This window comes from Paenibacillus xylanilyticus (assembly GCF_013359935.1).
Classification (GTDB): domain Bacteria; phylum Bacillota; class Bacilli; order Paenibacillales; family Paenibacillaceae; genus Paenibacillus; species Paenibacillus xylanilyticus.
Map to the genome: position 1 here is coordinate 1 of NZ_JABMCB010000190.1, position 23,258 is coordinate 23,258.

Annotated in this window: 30 protein-coding genes; 2 read left to right on the top strand and 28 right to left on the bottom strand. The window is 45.0% G+C overall.

What is annotated here, in order from left to right; genetic code table 11:
- Nucleotides 1-224: 224 nt before the first annotated feature.
- From HP552_RS17045 to HP552_RS35045, 22 genes are all read right to left on the bottom strand, one after another.
- A complete protein-coding gene (locus HP552_RS17045; protein ID WP_175396618.1) occupies nucleotides 225-767 on the bottom strand; it encodes a site-specific integrase in 543 nt (180 codons plus the stop codon).
- Nucleotides 768-1,206: 439 nt separating this feature from the next.
- Nucleotides 1,207-1,611: a hypothetical protein gene (locus HP552_RS17050; protein WP_175396619.1), complete on the bottom strand. Its 405-nt coding sequence runs from the start codon at nucleotides 1,609-1,611 to the stop codon at nucleotides 1,207-1,209.
- A gap of 26 nt (nucleotides 1,612-1,637) precedes the next feature.
- The gene (locus HP552_RS17055) at nucleotides 1,638-1,838 is read right to left on the bottom strand and encodes a hypothetical protein (protein ID WP_175396620.1); all 201 of its coding nucleotides are present in this window, start codon (nucleotides 1,836-1,838) and stop codon (nucleotides 1,638-1,640) included.
- Nucleotides 1,835-2,068 (bottom strand): hypothetical protein, encoded by a 234-nt coding sequence (locus tag HP552_RS17060; protein WP_175396621.1) that lies wholly within the window; start codon nucleotides 2,066-2,068, stop codon nucleotides 1,835-1,837. The genes HP552_RS17055 and HP552_RS17060 overlap by 4 nt, the downstream gene beginning before the upstream one ends.
- Nucleotides 2,065-2,304, bottom strand: coding sequence for a hypothetical protein (locus HP552_RS17065; protein ID WP_175396622.1), 240 nt, complete (start codon nucleotides 2,302-2,304; stop codon nucleotides 2,065-2,067). The genes HP552_RS17060 and HP552_RS17065 overlap by 4 nt, the downstream gene beginning before the upstream one ends.
- A complete protein-coding gene (locus tag HP552_RS17070; RefSeq protein ID WP_175396623.1) occupies nucleotides 2,301-2,582 on the bottom strand; it encodes a hypothetical protein in 282 nt (93 codons plus the stop codon). Before HP552_RS17070 ends, HP552_RS17065 begins: the two co-directional genes overlap by 4 nt.
- Nucleotides 2,572-2,952: a hypothetical protein gene (locus tag HP552_RS17075; protein ID WP_175396624.1), complete on the bottom strand. Its 381-nt coding sequence runs from the start codon at nucleotides 2,950-2,952 to the stop codon at nucleotides 2,572-2,574. The genes HP552_RS17070 and HP552_RS17075 overlap by 11 nt, the downstream gene beginning before the upstream one ends.
- 60 nt (nucleotides 2,953-3,012) lie before the next feature.
- Complete coding sequence (locus tag HP552_RS17080) at nucleotides 3,013-3,429, bottom strand: hypothetical protein (protein ID WP_175396625.1); 417 nt, start codon at nucleotides 3,427-3,429, stop codon at nucleotides 3,013-3,015.
- A 5-nt stretch (nucleotides 3,430-3,434) separates the two neighbouring features.
- A complete protein-coding gene (locus tag HP552_RS17085) occupies nucleotides 3,435-3,713 on the bottom strand; it encodes a hypothetical protein (RefSeq protein ID WP_175396626.1) in 279 nt (92 codons plus the stop codon).
- Between the two features lie 13 nt (nucleotides 3,714-3,726).
- Nucleotides 3,727-4,017 carry a DUF7352 domain-containing protein gene (locus HP552_RS17090; RefSeq protein ID WP_175396627.1) on the bottom strand — a complete coding sequence of 97 codons (291 nt, stop codon included), beginning with the start codon at nucleotides 4,015-4,017 and terminating at the stop codon, nucleotides 3,727-3,729.
- 44 nt (nucleotides 4,018-4,061) lie between these two features.
- The gene (locus tag HP552_RS17095; RefSeq protein WP_175396628.1) at nucleotides 4,062-4,229 is read right to left on the bottom strand and encodes a hypothetical protein; all 168 of its coding nucleotides are present in this window, start codon (nucleotides 4,227-4,229) and stop codon (nucleotides 4,062-4,064) included.
- A gap of 44 nt (nucleotides 4,230-4,273) precedes the next feature.
- A complete protein-coding gene (locus tag HP552_RS17100) occupies nucleotides 4,274-5,257 on the bottom strand; it encodes a DNA cytosine methyltransferase (RefSeq protein WP_175396629.1) in 984 nt (327 codons plus the stop codon).
- Between the two features lie 16 nt (nucleotides 5,258-5,273).
- Entirely contained in the window at nucleotides 5,274-5,678 is a 405-nt protein-coding gene (locus tag HP552_RS17105) for a zinc-finger domain-containing protein (protein WP_175396630.1), read from the bottom strand.
- Nucleotides 5,672-6,067, bottom strand: a complete 396-nt coding sequence (locus tag HP552_RS17110; RefSeq protein ID WP_175396631.1) for a hypothetical protein — start codon at nucleotides 6,065-6,067, stop codon at nucleotides 5,672-5,674. Before HP552_RS17110 ends, HP552_RS17105 begins: the two co-directional genes overlap by 7 nt.
- On the bottom strand, nucleotides 6,064-6,591 hold the full coding sequence (locus tag HP552_RS17115; RefSeq protein WP_175396632.1) for a Holliday junction resolvase RecU: 528 nt from the start codon (nucleotides 6,589-6,591) through the stop codon (nucleotides 6,064-6,066). Before HP552_RS17115 ends, HP552_RS17110 begins: the two co-directional genes overlap by 4 nt.
- The gene (locus tag HP552_RS35395) at nucleotides 6,591-7,475 is read right to left on the bottom strand and encodes an ATP-binding protein (RefSeq protein ID WP_312884315.1); all 885 of its coding nucleotides are present in this window, start codon (nucleotides 7,473-7,475) and stop codon (nucleotides 6,591-6,593) included. Before HP552_RS35395 ends, HP552_RS17115 begins: the two co-directional genes overlap by 1 nt.
- Nucleotides 7,384-8,307: a helix-turn-helix domain-containing protein gene (locus HP552_RS35040; protein ID WP_246310939.1), complete on the bottom strand. Its 924-nt coding sequence runs from the start codon at nucleotides 8,305-8,307 to the stop codon at nucleotides 7,384-7,386. Before HP552_RS35040 ends, HP552_RS35395 begins: the two co-directional genes overlap by 92 nt.
- Before the next feature lie 53 nt (nucleotides 8,308-8,360).
- Entirely contained in the window at nucleotides 8,361-8,777 is a 417-nt protein-coding gene (locus HP552_RS17125) for a hypothetical protein (RefSeq protein ID WP_175396634.1), read from the bottom strand.
- Complete coding sequence (locus HP552_RS17130; protein WP_175396635.1) at nucleotides 8,774-8,929, bottom strand: hypothetical protein; 156 nt, start codon at nucleotides 8,927-8,929, stop codon at nucleotides 8,774-8,776. Before HP552_RS17130 ends, HP552_RS17125 begins: the two co-directional genes overlap by 4 nt.
- Before the next feature lie 13 nt (nucleotides 8,930-8,942).
- Complete coding sequence (locus HP552_RS17135; RefSeq protein ID WP_175396636.1) at nucleotides 8,943-9,686, bottom strand: ORF6C domain-containing protein; 744 nt, start codon at nucleotides 9,684-9,686, stop codon at nucleotides 8,943-8,945.
- A 14-nt stretch (nucleotides 9,687-9,700) separates the two neighbouring features.
- Nucleotides 9,701-9,922 (bottom strand): helix-turn-helix domain-containing protein, encoded by a 222-nt coding sequence (locus HP552_RS17140; protein ID WP_246310940.1) that lies wholly within the window; start codon nucleotides 9,920-9,922, stop codon nucleotides 9,701-9,703.
- Nucleotides 9,882-10,181: a helix-turn-helix domain-containing protein gene (locus HP552_RS35045; protein ID WP_312884316.1), complete on the bottom strand. Its 300-nt coding sequence runs from the start codon at nucleotides 10,179-10,181 to the stop codon at nucleotides 9,882-9,884. The genes HP552_RS17140 and HP552_RS35045 overlap by 41 nt, the downstream gene beginning before the upstream one ends.
- A 184-nt stretch (nucleotides 10,182-10,365) precedes the next feature.
- Here HP552_RS35045 and HP552_RS17145 point away from each other — a divergent pair, with 184 nt between their 5' ends.
- Together HP552_RS17145 and HP552_RS17150 are read left to right on the top strand one after the other, a co-directional pair.
- Entirely contained in the window at nucleotides 10,366-11,031 is a 666-nt protein-coding gene (locus HP552_RS17145; protein ID WP_175396638.1) for a LexA family protein, read from the top strand.
- Nucleotides 11,032-11,047: 16 nt separating this feature from the next.
- Nucleotides 11,048-12,271: a site-specific integrase gene (locus HP552_RS17150; protein ID WP_175396639.1), complete on the top strand. Its 1,224-nt coding sequence runs from the start codon at nucleotides 11,048-11,050 to the stop codon at nucleotides 12,269-12,271.
- A 66-nt stretch (nucleotides 12,272-12,337) separates the two neighbouring features.
- Here HP552_RS17150 and HP552_RS17155 read toward each other — a convergent pair whose 3' ends face one another.
- The 6 genes from HP552_RS17155 to HP552_RS17180 form a co-directional block, all read right to left on the bottom strand.
- Nucleotides 12,338-13,279 carry a hypothetical protein gene (locus HP552_RS17155; RefSeq protein WP_175396640.1) on the bottom strand — a complete coding sequence of 314 codons (942 nt, stop codon included), beginning with the start codon at nucleotides 13,277-13,279 and terminating at the stop codon, nucleotides 12,338-12,340.
- Nucleotides 13,280-13,783: 504 nt separating this feature from the next.
- Nucleotides 13,784-14,197: a hypothetical protein gene (locus HP552_RS17160; RefSeq protein ID WP_175396641.1), complete on the bottom strand. Its 414-nt coding sequence runs from the start codon at nucleotides 14,195-14,197 to the stop codon at nucleotides 13,784-13,786.
- Nucleotides 14,198-14,492: 295 nt separating this feature from the next.
- On the bottom strand, nucleotides 14,493-15,215 hold the full coding sequence (locus HP552_RS17165; protein ID WP_175396642.1) for a response regulator transcription factor: 723 nt from the start codon (nucleotides 15,213-15,215) through the stop codon (nucleotides 14,493-14,495).
- A 4-nt stretch (nucleotides 15,216-15,219) separates the two neighbouring features.
- Nucleotides 15,220-16,380, bottom strand: a complete 1,161-nt coding sequence (locus HP552_RS17170) for a sensor histidine kinase (RefSeq protein ID WP_175396643.1) — start codon at nucleotides 16,378-16,380, stop codon at nucleotides 15,220-15,222.
- Nucleotides 16,381-16,427: 47 nt separating this feature from the next.
- Entirely contained in the window at nucleotides 16,428-19,151 is a 2,724-nt protein-coding gene (locus tag HP552_RS17175; protein ID WP_175396644.1) for a stalk domain-containing protein, read from the bottom strand.
- A 345-nt stretch (nucleotides 19,152-19,496) separates the two neighbouring features.
- On the bottom strand, nucleotides 19,497-23,225 hold the full coding sequence (locus tag HP552_RS17180; protein WP_175396645.1) for a SwmB domain-containing protein: 3,729 nt from the start codon (nucleotides 23,223-23,225) through the stop codon (nucleotides 19,497-19,499).
- Between the last annotated feature and the right edge of the window lie 33 nt (nucleotides 23,226-23,258).

Genomic DNA, 23,258 nt, shown 5'->3' on the forward strand with positions numbered 1-23,258 from the left:
CAGCCTGCTTCAAATACACCAGCGGAATGCCATAGGCGGAAGCGATCTTTTTCTGGAGCGCTTCTCTATCAAGCTTTTCGTTTTCCATGCTCATCCTTCTTCCTCAATGAGTTATTCATATCTATATATTTTGCATAACTGGCATGGCTTGAAATTTCTTAGTTATATCAAGGGTTTATCCTGTTTTCTGAAAATGAGTTATACACTCGTTATTTATGTATAACTCAGAGTCCAAAGCGACTCATTGCATCATCCATCCGGTTTTGGTCCATTCCGATATAGCGCATTGTAATGGCTTTGTCAGAGTGGTTAAGGATCGTCTGCACGAGCGTTATATCCTTGGTCTTTTGATACATGTGATAGCCGAATGTCTTGCGCATTGTGTGCGTTCCGATATCGACCAGGCCAAAGTGTTTGGCAGCCTTGCGCATGATCTTATAAGCCATATCGCGTTTGATTGGCTTGTTTTCGCCTTGTCTGGATGGGAACAGGTATTCATTTTGTTCCATGCCTTCCGTGTATTTCTTCAACTCACGGCGTAACGTGGCTGTGATCTTAATCCATTTCTTCTTACCTGTTTTCATTTCGATCAATATTATGTGTTCGCCCTGAACGTCTCTCACACGCAACTTGAGCATGTCTTGTATGCGCAGGCCCGTGTTGATTCCGAATACGAACATCATGTAGTTGCGTTCGCTCTCCGACCGTAGGAACTCTTTTATTCCGTCAATGACAGCCGGGTCCCTGATCGGCTGTACGAAGTTCACCGGCTACCACCTCCTTGTTAAAAAGAAAAGAGCCACCCGGTTAACCCTCCGAATGACTCCAAAGACTATCAAGAAAATTTTATCCGGCCTGTCGGGACTCGAACCCAACGTTTCCCTTGAAGGCCATAAAGCACACTCGTAAGAGTGCGCAGAACCCGTAATGTGTACTCAATCGTACGGGACGCAAGGTCCATGCGTTACGGTCGCATATTGTCCGTATTTATATCCCGCCCGGATGGAGCAGCTGTGGGGAATCTAACCCCATCCCCACGCCACACCCTTGACGATCCACGTCTAAGGACATCAAGTCCCACAGCACAGCCGAGTCCAAGCGCGATAACGGGCACTAGGCACACCGGAGAGGGTCAATTCCTCTCTATGTGCCTAGTGTATAATTCATCAACCGTCACTTTGGCGTCAAACCACCGCCATATCACCGTCAAATCACCGTCAGTTTACCGTCACTTTTTCCGATGATTCCGCAAAGTTTCAAGTGTTCGGCAATGGTGTCCACTCCCAAAGCAATCCTGCGGTCAATGGTCTTCTCACTTCTGCGGTGCCTGTCCCAAAACCTATCGATTGTACTGGAGTATTTCATCCCATTCATGTATCTATGTTCAAATATTTGTTTCACTTCATCATCTATAATCAAACCGAATGCAACATTAATTTCATCAACCAGCGGACCCCATTCATCCAGACGCTGTTGTTGTTTCGGTGTTAATTGAGGTCTGCTTCTTAATTCCGGTACGATCCGGGACAACTTAGGATAACGTTTCAGCAGCAACTTCACTTCATTCCGTTCATCCTTTGTTATGCTCTCGTAAAATTCCATTTGATACACCGCAGCCCCCATATATGGCCCCTTTCCTAAAAATCAAATGTAGCTTGTCCTGCTGGCACCTCTTCTGTTTCAGCTTCACGAATTAACCCTTCATCCAACCAACGTTTTGGTGCCTTCTTCTTGTAATTATCCCAAACTGGTGTTCCCGCCACAATACTTTGAAACTTATTTTCCTCAACGGCTTTTTCTGTCCATTCCCAATGTGTTTTCGCTTCGAGTTGGGTCATTTGATTTCACCGCCTGCCCGCTTTCGCCGCATCTCATCAACCTGAAATTTAACGCATCTTGCTTTATAATGATCGGCTTCGCGCCGGAATAAGTCCCGCTCACATGATAACTGGTAGTTAACATCAGTGATTGCCTGCAACGCCTGGTCTTTCTCTTTCAATAATTCAATTAGATCCTCTTGAGATACGCCTTCCCACTCATTTATCAAACCAGCTACTCGGTTTTTCATTCCACCACCAACTTCCCTATCTCCCGTAATTCCGCTTTACTCTTGGCCTTGGTGAAGCTGTTGAGATATGCGATTTTCTTCATGCAACGTCTCATCTCGTCCTTGGCATTCCGCTTTTCAGTAGATGATAAGCCGTGGCTCGAAAATTTATAAACCATATTCTGAGCGCTCAATCCATCTAATAGTGATGCCTGGATAGCCACTGCATCGTCATAGTTTAAGCCGAATTTTCTCATGCTTGTTCCTCCTTGTAATCTTTTATATCCTGTTTGATTTCCTCAACCGTAATCCATCCAAATACCAACCGATCATAGCGACTATAATAAGTTTGATATGGTCTCGCGTATTTATAATCTTCACCATCAAGTTCTTCCAGGAGACTAATCTCATCCTGACTAAACCCTTTTTCCGTTAGAAACATTGACCTCTTTAATACGTAATCATCGACAATTTTTCGAGCTCTTTCTATATCATCGAGAGTTAATCTGAACGATGCTCCAAAGTTACTGAACATCCGTGTCCGCTCCTTCCTTGGGAGCCAACAAAACTGACAATGCCACTCCGTACGCATCACCCAACGCCATATCCCTTGGTATTTTCCATCTATACTTGATTGCAATTTCTGGAACCGTGAAAATGAGTGATCTGAAAATATCGTTTTCACCAGTCAAATGTTTCCCTATCAATTTCGCTTTGTACTCTTCTTGAAAACTTGGATGGTTAATGCTCATTGACCAAATTTTCATGATATGCGTTCTGTGCTTACTCGCTTCATAAGTGACGATACAGAGCATTGCCAAGGCTGCATTCGTTTGCATTGCCTCACGTAGTTCGCGGCTGAATTGATTTCTTATCTTGCGATACTTGTTTTTGAATTGGCTCATATCTTGTATATCCTCCTATTTGGGGAGACCAGACCTGATCCGGCCTCCACTTCGTTAAGTTTATTCAGCCGATTGGCCGCCTTCGGCCAATGATTTACGTTTTATTTTCTCAATAACAATGAAGTCTTTTTTATCAAAGTGCATTGCGGCAGCAGGTTCGTAATTTCCGCTTTTCCAATCAGCATCAAATCTCTCTCGATCATCAATGTAACTGCCGAATAAGGCGTCTTGTTCTATCCAATAAATGAACTCTTTGAATCTTTCATCATCGTTGTCTTCCCAACCATAAAGGCTGTAGTTGTCTGGACTGTATCCCCAAACAGCACCCACAACTTCTGTTCCATTCAAGTTGCGGAAAGCTTGAGCCATATTTTCCAGCACTTCTTGTGGTGGTAGAGAAAATCCAGCATCGTACCTTGATTTAATTTCCTCAGCATTTTTATTCGCTGTATTAAAACGCAATCTATACAGTTCCATTCTGTCTATCCCTCCCAATCAGCATAGTAAATCTCACATGTTTCAATGTTTTGCAAGTGCCGATGCTTTTCATGGTCGATCAATCTTATTCCGAATTTTACGAGCATTTCTGTGTTCCATTCATTGTCTTCGCGACCACTAAAAATTAATTCTTTATCCTGTCCGTTAACTTCATAAACATCAAATTCATAGTTCCATGCCATATAAATAGCTTCGACCACGTTATCAGTCTTTAGTGGAATGAACTCACCACCGTCCCAATCCCATGCCATAAATTTGGACATCTATATACCCTCCCTAAAATGGAATGTCTTGCATTTCAATTACGTGCCATACATACCCATCAATTTGAAGAGTACCTCTGAACTTTGGATGATACTCAGTGTCATCAATGTCCCAACCAGTACCGACTACCATGTACCGCAGTGAAGTCGTATTTTCTATGTGGGATTCACTATCAAGCTTCATCACCCACACAACCATCTGACCATCCTGCACACCGCAGGATACGATTTTGCTTCTGTATGGGACTGCTATGTGCTGAATCTGTTCGGATGGCTGTATCGGGTATTTATGAATGACTGCCATGTGCGTTATATCCTCCCTGGGAAAGAGGCCCTATGACCTCAAATTTATTCGACTACGTTTTTAAATACCAATGTGACAACAGCGTCTTTATTTCTCTTGTATGTTTCGATGTCTTTCCATTCAGCTTCAATTCCATGACTAGCAAATACCATTCGGATCTCATCCAAGAATTCTTCTTTTTTATCTTCATCGTTCCATTTGAATGTAATCATGTGTGTTATCTCTCCTTTGGTGGGCCTAGCCCAGATATGTGGTGCTATAATGCAAGTTCCATCTGCTTTTCCGGTGCTTCTATGAAGTCTTGAGCAAGAATTACTTCAAAGATAGCCTCCAGTTCACTGACAACTATGCTGTTTCCCGATTGGTGGTATAGAGTTCCGTTTAAGCAACCTTCTTTTGATGGGTGTTCCCTTAAAGCTGCTTCAAAATCACTATCATCAAAGCCCATCAGCCTGAAGCACTCTCGTTCCGTCAGATATCGATATCGACCATCTTGCATTTTCACAACTCCACTATTAGGGCATCGCATCTGCTTAGTAGTTATCGTGTAGGCATATTCTTTTATTTCTTCCAACATCCGTCCGCCGAAATTTCCACTTACTAACGGCATGCCGGGCAACTTGCGGACCATGCTTGGTTGGGTAACAATGTACTTTTCATCTACTTCCTTTTCCAACAGTTCCGTTATTGGCTTCATGGGCCGCTTCTTTAATTTGGTGAAATCAAAATATTTATTGTCTAGCAATGAGATGTTGAATAGTCTTTCTCTTGCTTGAGGAATACCGAAATCACGAGCATCTAGCACTTCATATGAATTTGTGTATCCCAATTTCTCCATATCACTCAAATAGTGATTGAATGCCTTCACCATATTTTTAGATAATGCGTTTTTAACGTTTTCCCAGATGACCACTTTCGGTTTCCAAACACCGAAATTTTCAATAATCTTGATAGTTTCAAACATAAGGGAGCTTCTTGTCCCGTCCTCTACATTACCGCCGTATTGTTTGCCTCCAATACTGAAGTCCTGGCACGGAGAACCGTGAACTAATATATCCGGTTGAAGGCTATAACCAACCACTGATTCAGGTTTATATCGATGGTCAAACATTGCGTTATAAGTCCTTACCGCCTTCTCATTCCACTCGACATAATCAATAGACTTATGCTCCACCCCGAGATTGATCAGTGCTTTTCGTGGAGCTCCGATGCCTCCAAACAGTTCGAGGATCTTTATCATGTTGCCTATCCCCTCCCTATCCCCTATTTGTTTTTCGATCCTCTAAAACTGATCTTCTGGGAGCAACTTTCAGGCGCTTTCCCAATTCTTGAATCTGCTTTCCTACCGGGCATTCGTTATTGCATACATTAGTTAATTGAGTTGACCGATTACTTAGCTTAATTCTTGTTTCGCATGGGTCACATTTTGAAATCAAAATTCTGTCAATCTCCTGAAGCGCGTCCTGCCTGGTCATGGATTGTTCTGATGATTCCGCCTGTTTTTCAGTCTTAATGGTGCGAATTTCTTTTAAGTCTTCTTTGCTGCTTGCAGCTTCTTCCGGCGAGTACCCGGAATATCTTCTTTTCAAATAAGCTGCATGAGTAACGTTGTTAGCCGTAGCAATTTCTTTCATTGCAGTCCAACCAGAGTCTTTCAACACTGTGTAACACCTCTCTTGCTATAAGGAGTCTTTTTTTTATCCACTTTATCCGTTGCAGCCCGTTCATGGCTCCAGCCGCTTTTCACCCTGGCATAATACGTATGCTTGGCAATATCATTCTTTTCAGCTATCTCCGGCCAGTTCCCATGTTTCTCATGCTTCCGAACCGTTTCCGTTATCGCCTCTTCAATCGGCCAATTGTAGCGTTTCACCCGTTCAACCACGTGCCCTTTACCAATGTCGTTCGCGGCAGCTGCTTCAATATCCGCCTGTGTAATCTCTGGCGATAAAGACAACTGCCTTACCTGATACCCGCAGAACGGACATTTAAAGACGTCCGTTCTTACTTCCTCCATGTCTGACGTGCATTGATAACATGTGATAATCATGACCCTGTCGCCTGCCACAGTTTGTTTACTACAGACAGGTAATCTACGGGTACCCTTGTCTTTGGAACCTCGTACGCGTGAATCTCAAAGTCCGTGATGCTGATGCTGCTAGATCCCTTTTTCGCTTTATATGCCGTCCAGTAATAACGCAAGGCTGTATAAGGGAGTAAATATATTTTGTTCTGCTTCACAAACTCCACAAGAAGAAAAGCAATCCCGTCCATTTTGTGGCATTTCAGTAGATAATCTACTTGATGGTCTTTTAAATTCTTCAAATCAAACCTTGAAAGACTCGCAACAGATTTGGCTTCAAACACGATTGCTCGGCCTCCCGGAATCAATCCGTCATAATCAACCGTAGATGGTTGTTCGTAATAACCTGATGTAATCCGTCCATTGGTTATCCTTAGAACCTTTACTGGAGTGGCCCGTTTATTTACAACCGCCAGATTGAGTCGGTCATACCGTTGATTTGTGAGGTCTATAATTGCCTCGAATGACATCCCTCTGTTTCCTTGTGTCATTACGCTTCACCTCTCATTCTCCGCAAAGCATCTTCTCTGCGTTTTGAAGTTCCTTGATTCTCGTATATATCAACGCTGCCCAGAATCCGGTCAAACAAGCGTCCGTCCTTATCAAGTGGTGATCCTTTCTTATCACGAGCAAACCATTGTTCCAATCGATTCAAGTCAAGATTCGTTGTGAAATTGGTCAGCTTCCCTTGCCGAGCGTTTATGATCGGGAACAAAATGTCTTTGAATTCCGTTTCGGTTAGGGCTCCACTACCCAGCTCGTCCAATGTAAGCAAGTCGCACTCCGCTGCACCGCGGATAATATCTGAGAGGGTAACTTTGGAACCTTGTTTATATGTGTCTTTTGCTAGATTGAATAATTGTGGTACATCCAGAAACAGACATACCCAGCCGTCCTGATTCAGTTTGTGGTGAATAGCCGCCGCCAGATGGCTTTTTCCGTTCCCTGGAGGACCATAAAACATGACGCCTTGTTTCTTGGACTCAAAGTTTTCATAGAAATTTAAAGCTGCCTTAAAGACATTCTCCGTTCCAGGTCTTGGCTGGAAACTGTCAAAGCTGGCTTGTTTCAAAGTCTCGTTAAGGATGCTTCGGGCATAGATTTTCTCAAGTTGCCCACGCCGATACTTTCGCACCCGCTCCTTTTCCTCTGCTTCACGCTCCGCCTCTACACATGAACATGCTTTGTTTAAGCCCCACCGTCCGCCAAGGACATCCCCGGACAACAAAGTCCGGGTTATTGTCTTCTTGCATCCTAGGCAACTATATGTGCCTTCAAATTCATTAGCGGCGAACAAACTTGTCGTACTCCGAACCGGTTGAAGCGGATCGATCGCCATAGATGTTTCGTTCAGCTCCCGAAGCACCTTCCCCATCGGAGACTTTTGCACCCTGGCTGCTGGTGTATGCTTGGTTATTTTCATTGTATTGATTAGCGTTTGCCGATCCTCCGGCGATAGATCCAGCTCGTCCACTTTCATCGTCATTTCCTCCCGGCAGATAATCTTTCCATGATTCAGCGTTCAAGTATGTTGAAGGAGCCTTTGAATACTCTCCATCCATTCCAATCGTTTTAAGATCCGATGCGTATTGTACGGTACAAGCAATAAGGCTTTGACGATCAGCTGCCTTTATTTTCTTTTTCCAGAGAGTAAAAGTTTTTGCTTTATCCTTTTTTCTATATTTAGGATAGACTCTCCAAAACTCTTCGAATTCGGTAGGATAACCGTGTTTCTCCGTAGGAGACACACTATCTTTCTTTATATCTAGTTCTTTATTAAAAGAGTTATTTATAGATAGTTCTTTATAGGGTGCATCCTGTGCACCACCCTGGTGCATATCCTGCACTACCCGTGGTGCATCCTGTGCACTACCCTGGTGCATATCCTGCACTACCCGTGGTGCATGCTGTGCACTAGGTCGCAAAATTTCGTATATGTTGCTTTCATTAATTCCGTCCGTTCGGCGGGTATGCTTAACTAGTAACTCGTGGTCAATTAACCAGTCCACACAATCAATTGCTTTACGGCGACTCATAGAGCATTTATCCGCTATTTTTTGAAAACTCGGAAACGCTACTGCGTTGTTGGCACAACGGCAAAGGTACAAATAAACCAATTTTTCATGCGTTTTCGTATCTATATCATCAAATATTTCATTCGGGGCCATGAAGAACCCCGTATCAAATTTCAGTTGATTCATCGTCATGTTGTAAATCCTTTCTCGCGGCTGTTTAATTCCCGCGCTTAGGTCGTGGCGACTTACTTGCTCAATACCTGATAATTTGGTATGATTACTGCAAATGAATTAAAAAAGTGGTTTGAATGGCGGTTGCGTTCGTGAGACGCAGCCGCTTTTTTATGTCCGCAGATCTCGTTATAATGAGCTTGGCACCCTTCGGAGCAGAACATTGAGCCATTATTCTCTACCCTCAGAATGCTGTACCGCGAAATCGGCACCTCACAGTTCATGCAATATCCCACCAAGCTGCCCCTCGTAACGTACTCCCGATCGTCTACCGGATTTTCAACCCTTTTCAGTAGCTTTTGAATTCGGAATGTTTTCAAACGATAATCCGCGAGCTTCTCAACGTCATCTGTATCAAGCATTTTGTTATAAGTGTCGAGCAATTGCGCACGTAAGTTCCTACGCAACCGTTCTTTCTTTGCTTCTGTCATGCTTGCCCCTCCATCTGGCGAAGTCCCGCCATTAATTCTGCAATAGATTCATCAAACCAGCTCGCTGTTACCGGGTCCGATTTTTGCAGCCGAACCAAGTGATCCAGCCGCTTCTTCATAGCAATTCTTTCATTAAGACGATCAATCGTCATATTTCTCCCTCCCTTAAAATGCTAGTTGCCGGTTGGCTTCTTCAATTTCCCTGAGCAATCTTCCCTGTGGCGCCCACGCGCTCACCCTGTCCAATGCTCTATCAAAGTCTTTGACCAAAGTGTCACGCATTGAGTTGGTCTGGAAGTAATCTTTGTGATCTCTCCACAATGCGGAGTACGTCTTGTTGCGCAAGCTACGGTCACGGTATGAAGCTGAATCGCTTCCTCCGAGAACAGAAATAACAACCCGGTTAGCTTCTTGAGCTAATTGTCTTTGCTGTCCGTAATTGATTGTTGTATTGTTCTCGACACGTTCCAAGCGGCTTTCGATTTCTGGGAACTGAACCATCATATCTGCTGTTTTGCGAAGAACTATTGCTAAGGCAGCATCCTTGTCTAATACCTGTGATGAATATTGTGTTTCTTTGACGCTGTAATAATCGTCAACAAGTATTTCGTATGCGTCCCATGCTCTGTCAGTATTTAATGACTTGGCATGCATCCAAGCTCCTTTTTCAGTCCATAGATAAAGACGGTTAATGCGATTTGACGAATCATCATTTTGATGAATCGTTTTAAATCTTTTAAGGTTGCTTCCTTCTAGCAGGAAGAAGTGCTTCCCTTCGGTGTAACGTTCTCTGTTACGATTAAAGTTGTTGCTGATTACAGTTGAATCAGCATTAAAAGAATCTGCTAATTGGGCTGTAGTCAAAACGCGGAAACCATTGTGGTTAATAACTTGTAGTTGATTATTCATTTATCTCACCTTCCTTATGCCGAATAATTTTTTCTGCCTCTCTCTTTTGCCAGTGCCCACCAAGTAATGAATTCTTCTTTGTCAGAGTAAAGCGACCGTCCAATCCTGAAAACGGGTATACCACCGTTCTCAGGATTTGTGTTCATCAGGTCATAAACGGTTCTTAACTTGATGTTTGTGAAAGCATGGATGTCATTAGCAGTTAAACTGTTTGGAAGTAACGCTGTCGAATTCATTGAAATCATCCCTTCTTATAGATTCCGGACTTCTTATCCGAAAAAATTCGGATTTCTTACCGAAAAAAATACGGCCTTGCGGCTGCTGGTAAACCTCCTTCGCTTTAATCATAAATTCCCGTGATACTCGTGTAGAGTCCTGTTCGTACCTCCACAATGTGTCTTTGTGAATACCGAATAACCTTGCTGCATCAACAAGATTCAACCCGCAATTCACTCGGGCAGCTTCTAATGTCAACATGGACATGACTTCCGTCATGGTCTCTTGATCAACTATGTTGACCACCCCCTGCCTTGTTGCTGTGCGTTGACATCACAAATATATCCGATTTTTTTCGGATAGTCAACCGATATTTTTCGGATTTTTCCTTTTCTTTTCGGTTTTGTTCGGATATAATTGGGCATATATTGTAGACGACGATTACTTTTAAGGAGTGGAGACGTTGGAACGCGGAAAACACACGGAGTTTGAAATGAAAATTAGGGAAGCTATAGCGGATAATTTAAAAGCCCTAGTTAAAGAAAAGAAGCTTTCTCAGAGGAAGTTAAGTGAAATAACAGGAATACCAACTAGTACTCTTTCGGATTATTTTAATGCACGCTCCCTTGCTTTGCCGGGCAATGTTCAAAAACTGGCATTAGCACTTGATGTACCTAAACATAGAATAGATCCTAGTTACGGCGAAGCAATTGAAGTGCCTATGTCTTCACCTAACAGAATACCTTTAGTTGGAACGATATGTGCCGGGGACGGACTTCTAGCTGACCAAAATATAGAAGAATATATTTACTATCCATTCCCCAATAAAAGACAGCCTGACTTTGCATTACGCGTTAAAGGTGATTCTATGATCGGCGCAGGCATTAACAACGGGGATATAGTTTATATGAAAAAATCATCATGGGCTGAGAATAATGGTCAGATAGTAGCTGCATTATTAAACGATTCAGAAGAAGGCGTTTTGAAGAGAATGAAATGGTCCGAAGGTGTACCAGCTATATCCTTAGTTCCAGAAAACGAAAACTTCGATACCATTACAGCTTTGCCCAATGAAATCAAAGTGTGCGGTGTCTACATGGGTCACTTTAATGTTTATAGTCAAGATTAACTCTGGGGGTATTTAAATGGCATACATAAGACTTAGGGGTTGCAAATGCAAACCAAAGCCCACAGTAAAATCCAAGTGCAAGTGCGGAGCAAAATATTCGTTTACCGTGGATGTTGGTATTGATCCACAAACAGGAAAACGAAAGCAAAAGACAGTTAGTGGTTTCGCTACGAAGAAGGAAGCAGAAAATGCTGCACGGATTGTAGAGTATGAATATTCGCAAGGAACATACGTTCATGAAAAGGATGTTACTTTTAAAGATTTCTCTACTGAGTGGCTTAAGATGTATGCTGCATCAGGTAAAGTTAAAGAAAGCTCTGTTGATGTCCGCAGGGTATGTATTAATAGGATTATGAAGTACTTCGCATATATCCCATTACGAGATATAACCCGCAAAAACTATCAAGATATGCTTTTTGATCTACACTCTCATGGATACTCTAAAGAAACCATTATGGCATCGCATGCTACTGGAAAACTGATTTTTAACAAGGCTGTTGAGTTGGAAATAATTAAAAGCAGTCCTACAAGGTATTCCATTGTGCCAGTCAAAAGGAAAACTGTTGAAGAATTAGAGAGCGGCGATGGCCTGCCAGTATATCTCGAAAAAGAGCAACTTAAAGAGTATTTAAGAAAGCTGAAGTCGAAAATAACTCGCCAAGAGTATGCACAACTGTTTGTCTTGGCATATACCGGGATGAGAATAGGCGAGCTTTGCGTTCTAAAGTGGTCAGATGTGAATTTTGATGAGGGAACGATCAGTATTACAAAAACACTTTACAATGTAAACAACAATACTCGAAACTTCAAATTGCAAACACCAAAAACTTCAGGCTCTCAGCGAGTTATTACAGTTACTCAAAAAGTGTTAAAAGTTTTAAAGGATCTCCGCACTGAGCAAAAAAAGTTTAAAATGAGCAGAATGAAGGAATATGTAGAGCATGATTTTATTTTTGTGAATCGCTCAAAACACCCTGGATACCCTGAGTTACAAAAAACTCTAGGTGATAAGATGCCTCGCTTTACTAAGATTAGTGGTTTAAACTTAAAACTCACGCCGCACACACTGAGACATACTCATGTCTCCCTCCTAGCAGAAGCAAAGGTGAGCCTCGAAGCCATAATGGAGCGCCTTGGTCACCAAGATGATAAAATCACTCGAATAATATACATGCATATCACCAAATCAACAAAGTATGAAGCGGCCAAAAAGTTCGATGAGCTGATGGATGGAATTTAGAATCTCGTGGTCAATATGTGGTCAAAGACAAAATAAAGGCCTCAAAAACCCTTTAATGGCGGTACTTTATCCATCACAAGGAAAGACCATTTCTGTCTTGCCGGCCCCGGTCACGGCCCACAGCAAGAACCGCCCCGGCCCATCCTTTGCGGAGGTAGGCCGGGACAAATATGCCAGCGCCGCAGAAGCTGCCGCGCTCTGCGCTGCGCTAAGCCCCCACCGGGCGAGCCCGCCGTCGGTGGAGGGAGCGGCCGTGCCCTGCACGGCCACAGGCGCTGCACTGCGCAGCAGCAGCGCACAGGCACGGCTGCGCCCCAGCGCGAGGCAAGCCTCGCAGTAGGCGCACGCCGCCAGGCCGCAGGCAGCGCAGGGCACGCGCTGCCTGGCAACGCTGCCGCATCGGCGGCAGCGGGGCGCGCCATGCGCGCTCAGCCACGCGGGCCGGCGGCGCGTGGCCAGTTCCAGGGCGGCTGTGATGCTCAGCCGCCCGTACAGTCGCGCGAGCTGCGCAGCCGCGCGCCAGGAGGCCAGCTGCGGGACGGTGTCCGCCAGCAGCGCCTCTGCCTCGGCCGCCAGCAATTGGCGGCCGCGAAGCCGCTCAGCCAGCAGGGCAGCGCCACGCTCCAGCTGAGCCCACCCTTCGGCGGGATAGACAGCAGGCATCCCGCCCACCCCAGCTCCACTTGGGGCAGCAGCCATCCCACTTGTCCCAGCCCTACGTTCAGCAGCAGCCATCATCGCCCCTCCTGCCAGGCCTGCTTTTTCTCTTCTTACTTCCTGTTCCCCTGACAGCTTTTCATATTCATCCACTTTACGCCGTATATATGCGTGCCAGTGCCCTGTATTCCACTGATCCATCCCTCGCTCCCTCTCAAAATGTTCAACAAGCCAAGACGCCTGACTTAAAGGCAGCGCCTCATCTAACAACAACCAGTTCAGCACCTGCTTCCCACTTGCTCCTTCCAGCCACCAGGTGACATCTACCCGAATATCCAAAGACAGCAGCATTCTCCACCCCTCCCTGAATCGGCACACATATAACGCAACTTTCATCCGAACTCCCCCTCGTAATGGACTTCCTAGAAACGCAAAAAAAGCACATGCTTACGGCTGTTCGCCGGAGCATGTGCTTCATGTCCTGATCTCGTCCAATGTCTTATCCTTTTGTCTTTTTACTATATCAATTGCTCTTATGCAGGACAAGTTTTTGTGATGCCAAATTCACGTTATAGTCCCATTTTACCAATTTGGCGAATCCCCCAAAACTCTCTTTTAAAAAGCGAAACTTTTTCCAATCCGATCCGTCTATACTTTTAAGTTAAGATTTACGGTTTCGAATCGCTTCTTACTTCCAATCCAACAATTCATCATACCGACATTAACCATAGATTGCATAAAAACCCATTTTTAATTTAACAGCAGACTTGGCTACAATGAACAAAAAAGATTACAGCCTGAGCTGCAATCTTCATGTGGATCTATCGAAACCAATTCAGTTCGGTCTTCAATTCATCAATGCTCTGCCTCACGTAGATCAATCAGGCGAAATGCACGGTATCCATCCTGCGTGGAACGTTCCATATCAGGTGGTACGGATGACAGGTACGAGGGCTCCATCCCCTGCCTGTGCATCAGCTTTTCAATAATACGTACTGTTTCCGATTCCATACGATCCGCAACGACTGTCAATGTGAAGCTCTTTCCACGGTAAAACAGCTCCCGGCAAAGTGCTCTTACAACGCCTTCGATCTGCTGTTCCTGATTGGAAGGAATGAGCAGAATCTGCTCGTAACCCTCGGGTTCCGGACGAGAAAGATGACGCTGGTGCATGGCATGAACGGCCACTGCCGCCAGGAAGTATATGAGCAGAATCATAGTCAGATGAGCAACCATGGCAACTGCACCTCCTCGGAAGGTCATGCTCACCCATGGCGAACATCCCTGTATACGACAGTATATGCCGTACTCCTGAAAGGGTTACACCTGCACATTCCAAGCGCCATATTTCTTTCTGATGACATCAGGCGAGAGACAGGCCAGGTCATTCACTCATTCAAACCTAAGCTTGAACAATTGTTCAGCACAGCTTCACACTCTGCTCTTGTGCAGTGGTAAAGTCCATTAACCCGCAGACCAATCCGGGCAATTCGGAACGGGCGCGAGTGAACAGAGATCTATAATGTCATGCGAAATTCTATAAGTTAAAATCTCCTATATCGAATTAGAGCGTAACCCAGCCATACTTGATGGAATTAATAACGGCTTGTGTACGGTCATCCACTTCCATCTTCTGCAGAATGCTGCTGACATGGTTTTTCACCGTTTTCTCACTGATGAACAGGAATTCACCAATCATCTTATTGCTCTTGCCTTCAGCCATCAGGCGAAGTACTTCTGCCTCACGGCGAGTCAGCGGGTTGTTGTCGCCAGCGACAAATTTAACCCCAGCTTCTTTCGAAGCACCCTCACTCATCGCACCTGTTTCATTAAGATACGTCATCCGGCGCAGCTGCATGATCAGTTTACCTGTTACTTTAGGGTGAATGAACGCATGCCCCTCATGAACGGAACGAATCGCATTGATCAGGGACTCGGCTTCCATATCCTTCAGCAAGTATCCGTTGGCACCTTTACGCAATGTTTCGAATACATAACTTTCATCATCATGAATGGACAAAATAATGACTTTGACGTCCGGGAACAGCTCACGCAGTTTCTCCGTCGCTTCAACCCCGTTCTCTACAGGCATGTTGATATCCATCAAAACGATATCCGGTTTATCCTGATTACAGAATTCAAGCACCTGAATCCCATCGCCGCATTCGCCGATGACCTCAATGTCGTCCTCCATATTCAAAATGCGTTTCAGCCCTTCACGGAACAGCTGATGATCATCAGCCAAAAGAACTTTAATTGATGTATTACCAGTATCACGGTTTTCCATCCTGCTACTCCTTTCCCTTATCCACGTTTGTCGGGATATGAATCACGATTTTCGTTCCTTGATTTTCTCCGGATTCGATCTCTATTCTTCCTTCTAACAGTTCAACCCGTTCTCTCATCCCAATCAGACCGAAGTGAGAATGATCCTTGCTTTTCTTCGCAAGAAGCTCCGGTTTGAAGCCAAGCCCATTGTCCTGAACGACAATTTTGACGAGCTGAGCCTGGTATGTAATTTCCACTACAACATGAGTGGGATAAGCATGCTTTGCAGCATTGGACAGACCTTCCTGCACGAGGCGGTAGATCGCAGCCTCCATTGCAGAAGACAAGCGGTGTTCCTTGCCTCTTGTTTCAAAAATCGAGCGGATTTTTGTTTTTACCTCAAAATCCTGCACGTACTTCCGAAGCGTTGGAATCAATCCCAGGTCATCCAGTGCCATAGGACGCAAATTGAATATTACTTTTCTCATTTCTTCAAGACTGGAACGAACCTGGCCTTTCAAATCTACTATTTCGGCCTGAACCATCTTAAAATCCTGCTTAATGAGCATTCTTTCTACAATTTCCGTCCTAAGTACTAGATTGGCGAGCATCTGCGCAGGCCCGTCATGAATCTCACGTGCAATGCGCTTCCGCTCTTCTTCCTGGGCCAAAATTATTTTCAAACCAATCATTTGTCGATTCTTGGCAGACTCTATGATTCGGGTCACCTGACCCAGTTCACCTGACAAGTACTCGAGTACGACCCCCATCTGCGAACCAATCGTCTCGGCACGCTCCACAGAAGCTTCCACATTTTTGGCACGCTTCTGCAGATCATCCCGACGGGCCTTCAGATACATTTCCTTCTCACGATAAATCATCAGGTCCAGCTGCAACTGCGTCGCTTTCTCATACGCCTGTTTGATATCATGCTCGGAATAACGGACGAAGTCACGGCTAACCTCAGTCAGACGGATCCGGGAACGGCGGTAGTTCAGCTCCAATTGATCTACTTTCTCGATCGTTTCCGCCGTCTCCTTCAGAACCGACTTCAACTCCTCGTTCAGAGTTTTTAGCTCCTCACGGGTCGAGTCCATGATTTCGAACATTTGATATTTGCTGTTTTCCATGACTTGTATGGCGTTTTTGATGACGCGGTCTATGGCATCGGCTTGTAAATCCACGTTAGTTCGACTCCATTTCTATCGTTTCCGGTATATATCATACCATATCACGATGAGATGGTAACGGTCTTCGTTTTCTGTTCCCATTTTACAGTCAATCCAAGTTGCTCGGAAACGAGTCGAAGAGGGACTAAAGTCCTACCTCCGGATACATATGGGGCTACTGTTGCGCTTTGTCTTTTTCCATTCAAGATGAATTCTTTCTGACCTACGACCAGGTCGATCAGCTTTCCGCCGCGAATGACGGTGATCCGCTGATTTTTGCTATCCCAGCTTGCCTGTCCGCCAAAAGCATCCAGTACATGCTTGATTGGGACGTACGTCGTACCATTTTTCAGCACTGGTGCTGCATCAATCGCCGTTTTTGTTCCGTTCACGGTCATCGATTTTTGCCCAAGTACCAGGGAAGCTGTTCCGGTAGGCAGTCCGACTTCACTGGATTTCGATGGCATCGTGAAAGCAATATTATCAAATGCAACGGTACCTGTCATCGCCCGTTCATCCTGTCCTTCTTCCACATTGACCACATAGACCCGTTTCAGCTTGGCCGGATAAGCAATGTTCAGACTGCTTAGGTCCACATTCACCTTTTTCCACCCGCTCCAGTCGATCGCCTTCGCGAGGTCGGCATAAACGGTTTTCCCGTTTGCATCGGTAAACTCTGCGCGAAGCCAGTTCAAGCTCTTATCACCCATGACGTCCATTGACATCGATGTCGCAGCAGAAGATACCTCTCTACCCGTTGTACCATTCAATTGGGCATAAGCATACATTTTCCCAGTGCCAGCCGTCATGTCATAGCTCAACTGCAGCACTTTGGAGCCAGCCTTTTCACCTGTACCCGCTGTTACGGAAGCTGAACCAGTCACGCCAGTCGCGTTCGTCGTGAAGTTGATCGGATAGCTTACATTCTCAAAGTTCTCCCAGACGGTTTCACTGTCCGAAGCCGTGAGGACGACAACGGTGCTGTAGCCGTCATAACGGCCGATCGCATATCCAACTTGTGCACCTGGAGTTACAGAAGACACAGTCAATTGATCGCCTGCAATTTTACCTTTGAAGCCGATAAACTCCCACGTCAGCGATTCTGCCGGAACCGTTACACTTTGTCCGTCTTTCGTTTTTGCAGTCACAGGGATGGACATGGTGGTTCCCGCTTTGAGTGAACCGAGGCCAGATCCAGCAGTCAGAGAGGATAGTTCACTTCCTCCTAGTACCGATACTTTAATGGAAGAAGAAGCACCATTGCTTGTTGCTGTCAATGTAGCCGTTCCCGGTTTAACCCCTTTAATTACGCCATTGCTCACACTCACGATACCATTGTTGCTTGATTTCCATGTCAGCTTGATATCACCTGTTGCAATCGGGTTGTAATAGGTGTCATATCCTTTGGCTGTATACTTGCCTTCCTGTCCTACCAGCAGCGTTTGGCTGCCACTTACTGCAAAGCCTTTCAGCTTGCCTTCCGGAGCCGTAGAGAATACGCCCAGCGTGTTTACGACCTGACGCTGCTCCGTACCATACTCTGTATTGAAGGTCAGACCTGCGGTTTCCTCGCCCAACGGACGTGTCACCATGGTGGTGGAGCCGCCGCCATCCAGGTTCATGCCTTTCCATACTCCGATGCTGGTCATGAAGGATTGTAATTCCGTGAGCGACATGCCGCTGCTGTTACTGTTTTTTTCTGCCGCGATAATGTAGACATACCGCCCATCCTGAGAATAACCTACCGCTGTTCTCGCACGAATGCCGCCAATGCCGGATGATGCGATATCCCGAGAGAAGGTAGCCGCTTTTCCTCCATTAACAAGGATCGTATGACCGCCAATCATCATGTCCAGATTACTTGGATCCACCGATTGTCCCGTTGTTTTGGCTACGAGCTTGTAGTCCGCACTAAGCGTTTGTCCAACCGAGAGATGAGTCATAATCCAGGTAGCTGCTGTTCCGTGCGCACGTAAAATGTACCCGTCTTCCGGCACCGTCATGTCTAATGCCTTTTTGTCGGAAATTTGCGTAATGACGCCGTTCTGCACCAGCACCTCTGTCGGTGTTGTAGAAGGATCATTCGGACGTTTGGTTGAAGTCCACGCAGATGTATAAATATACATCGAGTTGGCGTGACTGTATTTGACCGAGCCCGATTCTACCGTATAGTCCTCCTTGTTAATTCCACGCAAAGCAAACGTTGAGCCATCATCGGCCTTCACCGTACCGTCAAAAGAGTATTCGTCGATCATCGGTTTGCCATCCTTAGTCACTGTCAGAGCATACATACCCTTCAGTTCCGAAGGTGTGGATATCAGAACCCCGTCAGAGACCTGTCCACCGATTGGAGCGAGCTCGCCGGATACGTTGAAATAATCGCCGTTCACGGCTGCGACTGCCTCATTTTCTTTGGCCATGCCGCCTGTGCTTTGTTTGCTGTTCAGATTACCGCCCTTACCTGTCATTACATCAAGTTTCACATAAGGGTTTTGCAAATCCACCTGGATCACGTCAGCCAGTACATTCACCTTTGAGCCGGATCTTGTGGTTGTATATTTGTATTTCATCAACTTCGCACCGGAAGTCAGAATTTCCTCACTTAACTTGCTTGTACTTGTAGATGCCGCAGCGGCTACCGACTGCCACGCTGTTCCCGACCAGACCTGCTGCCCTGCTCCCAGGACCGGTGCAATCCAGATTACACCTGCCAGCGTCACGATTGCCCATTTCTTCGCCTTACTGCCTTTAACGTCTTCCAGCTGTTTCCCATGTTTCCCCAGCATGTTTGAAACGTCTCTCCCATCTTGTATATCAATCTTAGACATCATGTGTCCTGCCAGAAGGCAGGGAACAGCCAGATCCCTAGTATACTCTACTATTAATAGACTGCTTTTCGTGGAAAAAGTTACGCACGCAGCCAACATTGAGGTTATTTAAGACAAAAAAAGACTTCAAGTATGGCATCAAATTGCCAAACTTGAAGTCACAAATATGGTGGATAATCTATTAGCGATGCATTCATTCTGCCTATTAACTTGCATAACAAAAAGCGAAAAAGCAATCAGATAAACTTATTTTTCTGATCGCTTCCCGCTTTAATTAGATAAATCTATTTATTCCTATTTGGATTACAGATAACCCAATTTGTTTAGTACACGTTTCAACATTACCGCTGCTTGTGCACGTGTTGCATTACCTTGTGGTACAAATGTCTTCGATGTCATTCCTTGGATAATGCCTTCCTGTACTGCTTTTGCGACAGAATCCTTGGATTGAATTTTGTTGCTGTCCTTAAACTTGGACAATGTTGATGCTGCCGAAGTATTCAGAACGGTTGGCTGACCAGCATAATCCAAAGCCCGAACCATCATGATAGCCATCTGCTCACGAGTGACGAGGCTATCCGGTTTAAAAGTACCATCCGTATTACCAGTGACAATACCCGCTTTAGCTGCTGCACCAATATAAGCGCCCGAGACATCACCATAACGAACATCTTTGAATTGTTGAGCACTAGCATAGTCGCCTGGCAATCCCAATCCTTTTGCCACTAAAGTAGCGAATTCTGCTCGTGATATTTGCTGATCGGGAACATACAAAGTTCCATTTTGTCCATTAATAATCCATTTTGCAGACAACTCACCAATGACATCCTTAGCCCAGTGCGTAGCAGTATCCCGATATGAAACAGGATGGGATGCAGCTACAATAGCCTGATTGCCTTTCAGCTGACCTGTTATAATAACTGCTCTAGTTGCATTGGAGAAATGATGCGGGATATTAGCTAGAGCTGAAGTTCCTTGATCAATGTAAACCAGACCGGTGGCTGGTCCTGATGTCGTTGATGGTAATCTAAGTGCAAGTTTACTCTTCACTTGTTGTTCTGCACGCTGACCACTATAGCCATTATAGGCTGATAGATAAACGTCCGTAACATCGGATACTCTCTGTGCCCCGGCGGATGCAAGCATGCCGTCCATTGTACCAGATACGGTCACAGGAACTGATTCGAGTTGAACATAAAAGTAGGATGATCCTGAACCTGCATTCACACTTTGTGCAATACTGGAAGGATTCAAATCTGACAAAGGCACGGACCACAGACGCTCTCCATATTTTACTCCAATAAATGAAAAGCGTTCACGGGAAGCGATTTCTGTTAGCGTGTCTATTGGGAAACCTACATAAGCTGATGCTTCTGTTGAAGGAACTTCAAATACGACCATTCGACTTGAATTGTTGCTTAAGCTTGCATATTGAAATGCCTGATTTAGCTTGCTAGCATCCACATTAAACTGACGAGTAGAGCGATTATTGCGTGACTGTGCAGAAGATGTTGTCGCCGCATCCGTGCTCATGACATACAAGGACTGGTTAAAAGCCGATGTGTCCGATACGGTTAGCCATGATGGCAAATTGCCACTTAAACTGCCAGTATTGGTAGTTGAACTTGTGCTTTGAGTTTGGCTAATCGATAAAGGTCCAAATGCCTCAACAATTACGTTATCAAGCGTACGCAGCGGAATTATCCCTGGTGCATAACTTACAGTTCCTGTTTGTCCGTTGGTGCCCGAACTGGATAACTTCAGAGTTAATGTTGTACCACTTGATGCTGCAGAAACCACACTTATCTGTGAGCCTCCCAACTGTACACCGAATTGAGAAGCGGTAAGCAGAGTCTGTGACTGCAGAGATTCCCTGAAGGTAATAGTTACGGTATCTCCTTGCATTGTAGCTGATTTTACCATACCATTACCCGCTGTGTAGCTTACAGGTGTTAAGTTGATATAACCAGCGGGATTACCGTTTAAGTCCGTCAAACGCAATGCACCCGGTACATAAGAAAGTGTTACATTCTGGTTCGTGCCTACGGCAGAAGCTAAAGTCAGCGTCACTGTTTCATCTTCAATATCCGTGTCATTTACAAATAAAGGTTTACCATCTACGAGGACAGAATACTGGCTTTTTAACGGTTTGTTGGTTGTTCTAAGTGGTTCATTATAACGGATCCATAACTTAGAGCCACTTATTTCCGCACTCTGAAATTCAGGTGCCTTGGTATCGATGCTATTTCGGACATAGAACCCGGTAAAGCCGGCAAGGGCTTGTCCTCGACTATCTTTCACAGGGGAAGAGCCTGGTGCATACGAGACACGCACCACTTCTCCATCGGTGATGGAACGGCTCAGATTCAATGTAACCATTGAACTATTCGTTAAGGATATACTGTTGATCCCTACCGAAGACTGGTTTGCAGTTACACTGAATTGTGACACTGCATCACTGGAATTGATATATACCGTCTCGGGGTAATATAAGTTAATTGTACTGTAATACACTGTGCCCTCACGTGGTTTGGACATGACAGAGTCAAGTGTATTTTCCACATCTCGTGCTGCAAACGAAGCAGCGGGATTCAGGGAAGTATCCTGTATTGGACGCAGTCCAGGCGTATATCCGATCCGGACAACCTGCCCTACAGCTACACCTGTATCGAGTACGACATATACGCTATCTCCTGATACATATGCAGTGCTGACATTACGCGCTTCCCCATTTACTGTTACCGTGAAGCTGCTATAAGCTGGATTCGCGCTAAACAAACTTTCATCGTAAGTAAGTCGAATCGTATTGTTACTATACATCTTAACTGTTTTGAGAACCGGGGCTGTAGTATCTCTGCTAAGCGTCTTAAAGCCCCATGAACTGGTACCTGTCAATCCTGTAAAGAGATTACCAGCCTTGTCCCTGAACACATTTGCAGGAATATCCACATAATAATTCGTGTTGCTTTCCAGAGTACTCTGCGGAACAATTCGCAGCTGTCTATTGTTTGAAGTGCTAATGGTTGTTGTTACGGCTACGGTTCCACCATTGGCCTTTCTCAACGTCGCATTGCCTGGGTAATTGGTATCAAGCTCTTTATTAAATGTAACCGTTAGTTCTCCCGTCAAAGGCGCATTCGTTGTACCGTTTGTTGGAGAAATAGATGATACGGTGAGAGCAGTAGGATCCGAGATTACGCCAAAACCCCACTCGGTTCCGGTTATTCCTCTCGTGTCGTTCCCCGTTTCATCTCTCAAAAAACCTTCTGGCATAACAACATAATACGTGCTGCTACTATTCCAGTTTTTCTCTGGATCAATCACAATGGAATTCGTCCCCAGACCAGTAATACGTGAAGAACCTGCATTCACAGGTATCTCCTCATATAAAGTAGTCCCTTGAAAAATCTGCAGTTTCCCAGCACCTGCAAAAACCTTTTTATCAAATGTCATCGTTATATTAGATGAGGGCGATACCTGCATTGCTGCATTCGCAGGAATTTTCTCTACTAACGATGCAGAGCCTACACCTTGAGTATGAAATGTCCACTCTTTATTCAGCCCATTGAAAGCTGTATTATTCTCATCCGCGTATACAAATGCATTTTTGTCGATTTGAACGTAATATATCCCTCCTGGCAGAGGTGCATGATTAATCGTCACTTTTTTCCCTACATCCGGAATACTGGCATCATCTGGTGTAATGCTAATATTACTTGATTCCGTTGGGTCCACTAAGATAGGTGGAATGACCTCAGAATCATCTACCACACGTTTTATCGATATGTATCCACTGGTAGTTCCCGCTGCTTTTCGAATGGGTTGGGCAAATTCGATCTCCAATGGGGTTACTCCATTTACATTCTTCTCTCCTGTTACAGGTAATGTTGCCGTGATCCCTAGCGTAGTTAAGTCATCTGCTGCATAAGCAGTGTTTTCCACTCCAAGCAGACCTGTTAGCCAACCTTGGGCGGTTAATAGTACGATTAAAAGCCCGATTGTACTCTTCTTGGCTATTCGTTTCAAACGCACCGATTCGTCCCCCTCAACTTATATTTCTTCTCC

What these genes read in the sequence shown, in the direction of transcription:
- HP552_RS17055 (WP_175396620.1), bottom strand. Translation starts at nt 1,838, where the DNA reads ATGACCCAACTCGAAGCGAAAACACATTGGGAATGGACAGAAAAAGCC.
- HP552_RS17060 (WP_175396621.1), bottom strand. Translation starts at nt 2,068, where the DNA reads ATGAAAAACCGAGTAGCTGGTTTGATAAATGAGTGGGAAGGCGTATCT.
- HP552_RS17065 (WP_175396622.1), bottom strand. Translation starts at nt 2,304, where the DNA reads ATGAGAAAATTCGGCTTAAACTATGACGATGCAGTGGCTATCCAGGCA.
- HP552_RS17070 (WP_175396623.1), bottom strand. Translation starts at nt 2,582, where the DNA reads ATGTTCAGTAACTTTGGAGCATCGTTCAGATTAACTCTCGATGATATA.
- HP552_RS17075 (WP_175396624.1), bottom strand. Translation starts at nt 2,952, where the DNA reads ATGAGCCAATTCAAAAACAAGTATCGCAAGATAAGAAATCAATTCAGC.
- HP552_RS17080 (WP_175396625.1), bottom strand. Translation starts at nt 3,429, where the DNA reads ATGGAACTGTATAGATTGCGTTTTAATACAGCGAATAAAAATGCTGAG.
- HP552_RS17085 (WP_175396626.1), bottom strand. Translation starts at nt 3,713, where the DNA reads ATGTCCAAATTTATGGCATGGGATTGGGACGGTGGTGAGTTCATTCCA.
- HP552_RS17090 (WP_175396627.1), bottom strand. Translation starts at nt 4,017, where the DNA reads ATGGCAGTCATTCATAAATACCCGATACAGCCATCCGAACAGATTCAG.
- HP552_RS17095 (WP_175396628.1), bottom strand. Translation starts at nt 4,229, where the DNA reads ATGATTACATTCAAATGGAACGATGAAGATAAAAAAGAAGAATTCTTG.
- HP552_RS17100 (WP_175396629.1), bottom strand. Translation starts at nt 5,257, where the DNA reads ATGATAAAGATCCTCGAACTGTTTGGAGGCATCGGAGCTCCACGAAAA.
- HP552_RS17110 (WP_175396631.1), bottom strand. Translation starts at nt 6,067, where the DNA reads ATGATTATCACATGTTATCAATGCACGTCAGACATGGAGGAAGTAAGA.
- HP552_RS17115 (WP_175396632.1), bottom strand. Translation starts at nt 6,591, where the DNA reads ATGACACAAGGAAACAGAGGGATGTCATTCGAGGCAATTATAGACCTC.
- HP552_RS35395 (WP_312884315.1), bottom strand. Translation starts at nt 7,475, where the DNA reads ATGGGGAAGGTGCTTCGGGAGCTGAACGAAACATCTATGGCGATCGAT.
- HP552_RS35040 (WP_246310939.1), bottom strand. Translation starts at nt 8,307, where the DNA reads ATGACGATGAATCAACTGAAATTTGATACGGGGTTCTTCATGGCCCCG.
- HP552_RS17125 (WP_175396634.1), bottom strand. Translation starts at nt 8,777, where the DNA reads ATGACAGAAGCAAAGAAAGAACGGTTGCGTAGGAACTTACGTGCGCAA.
- HP552_RS17130 (WP_175396635.1), bottom strand. Translation starts at nt 8,929, where the DNA reads ATGACGATTGATCGTCTTAATGAAAGAATTGCTATGAAGAAGCGGCTG.
- HP552_RS17135 (WP_175396636.1), bottom strand. Translation starts at nt 9,686, where the DNA reads ATGAATAATCAACTACAAGTTATTAACCACAATGGTTTCCGCGTTTTG.
- HP552_RS17140 (WP_246310940.1), bottom strand. Translation starts at nt 9,922, where the DNA reads ATGAATTCGACAGCGTTACTTCCAAACAGTTTAACTGCTAATGACATC.
- HP552_RS35045 (WP_312884316.1), bottom strand. Translation starts at nt 10,181, where the DNA reads ATGACGGAAGTCATGTCCATGTTGACATTAGAAGCTGCCCGAGTGAAT.
- HP552_RS17150 (WP_175396639.1), top strand. Translation starts at nt 11,048, where the DNA reads ATGGCATACATAAGACTTAGGGGTTGCAAATGCAAACCAAAGCCCACA.
- HP552_RS17155 (WP_175396640.1), bottom strand. Translation starts at nt 13,279, where the DNA reads ATGCTGCTGTCTTTGGATATTCGGGTAGATGTCACCTGGTGGCTGGAA.
- HP552_RS17165 (WP_175396642.1), bottom strand. Translation starts at nt 15,215, where the DNA reads ATGGAAAACCGTGATACTGGTAATACATCAATTAAAGTTCTTTTGGCT.
- HP552_RS17175 (WP_175396644.1), bottom strand. Translation starts at nt 19,151, where the DNA reads ATGCTGGGGAAACATGGGAAACAGCTGGAAGACGTTAAAGGCAGTAAG.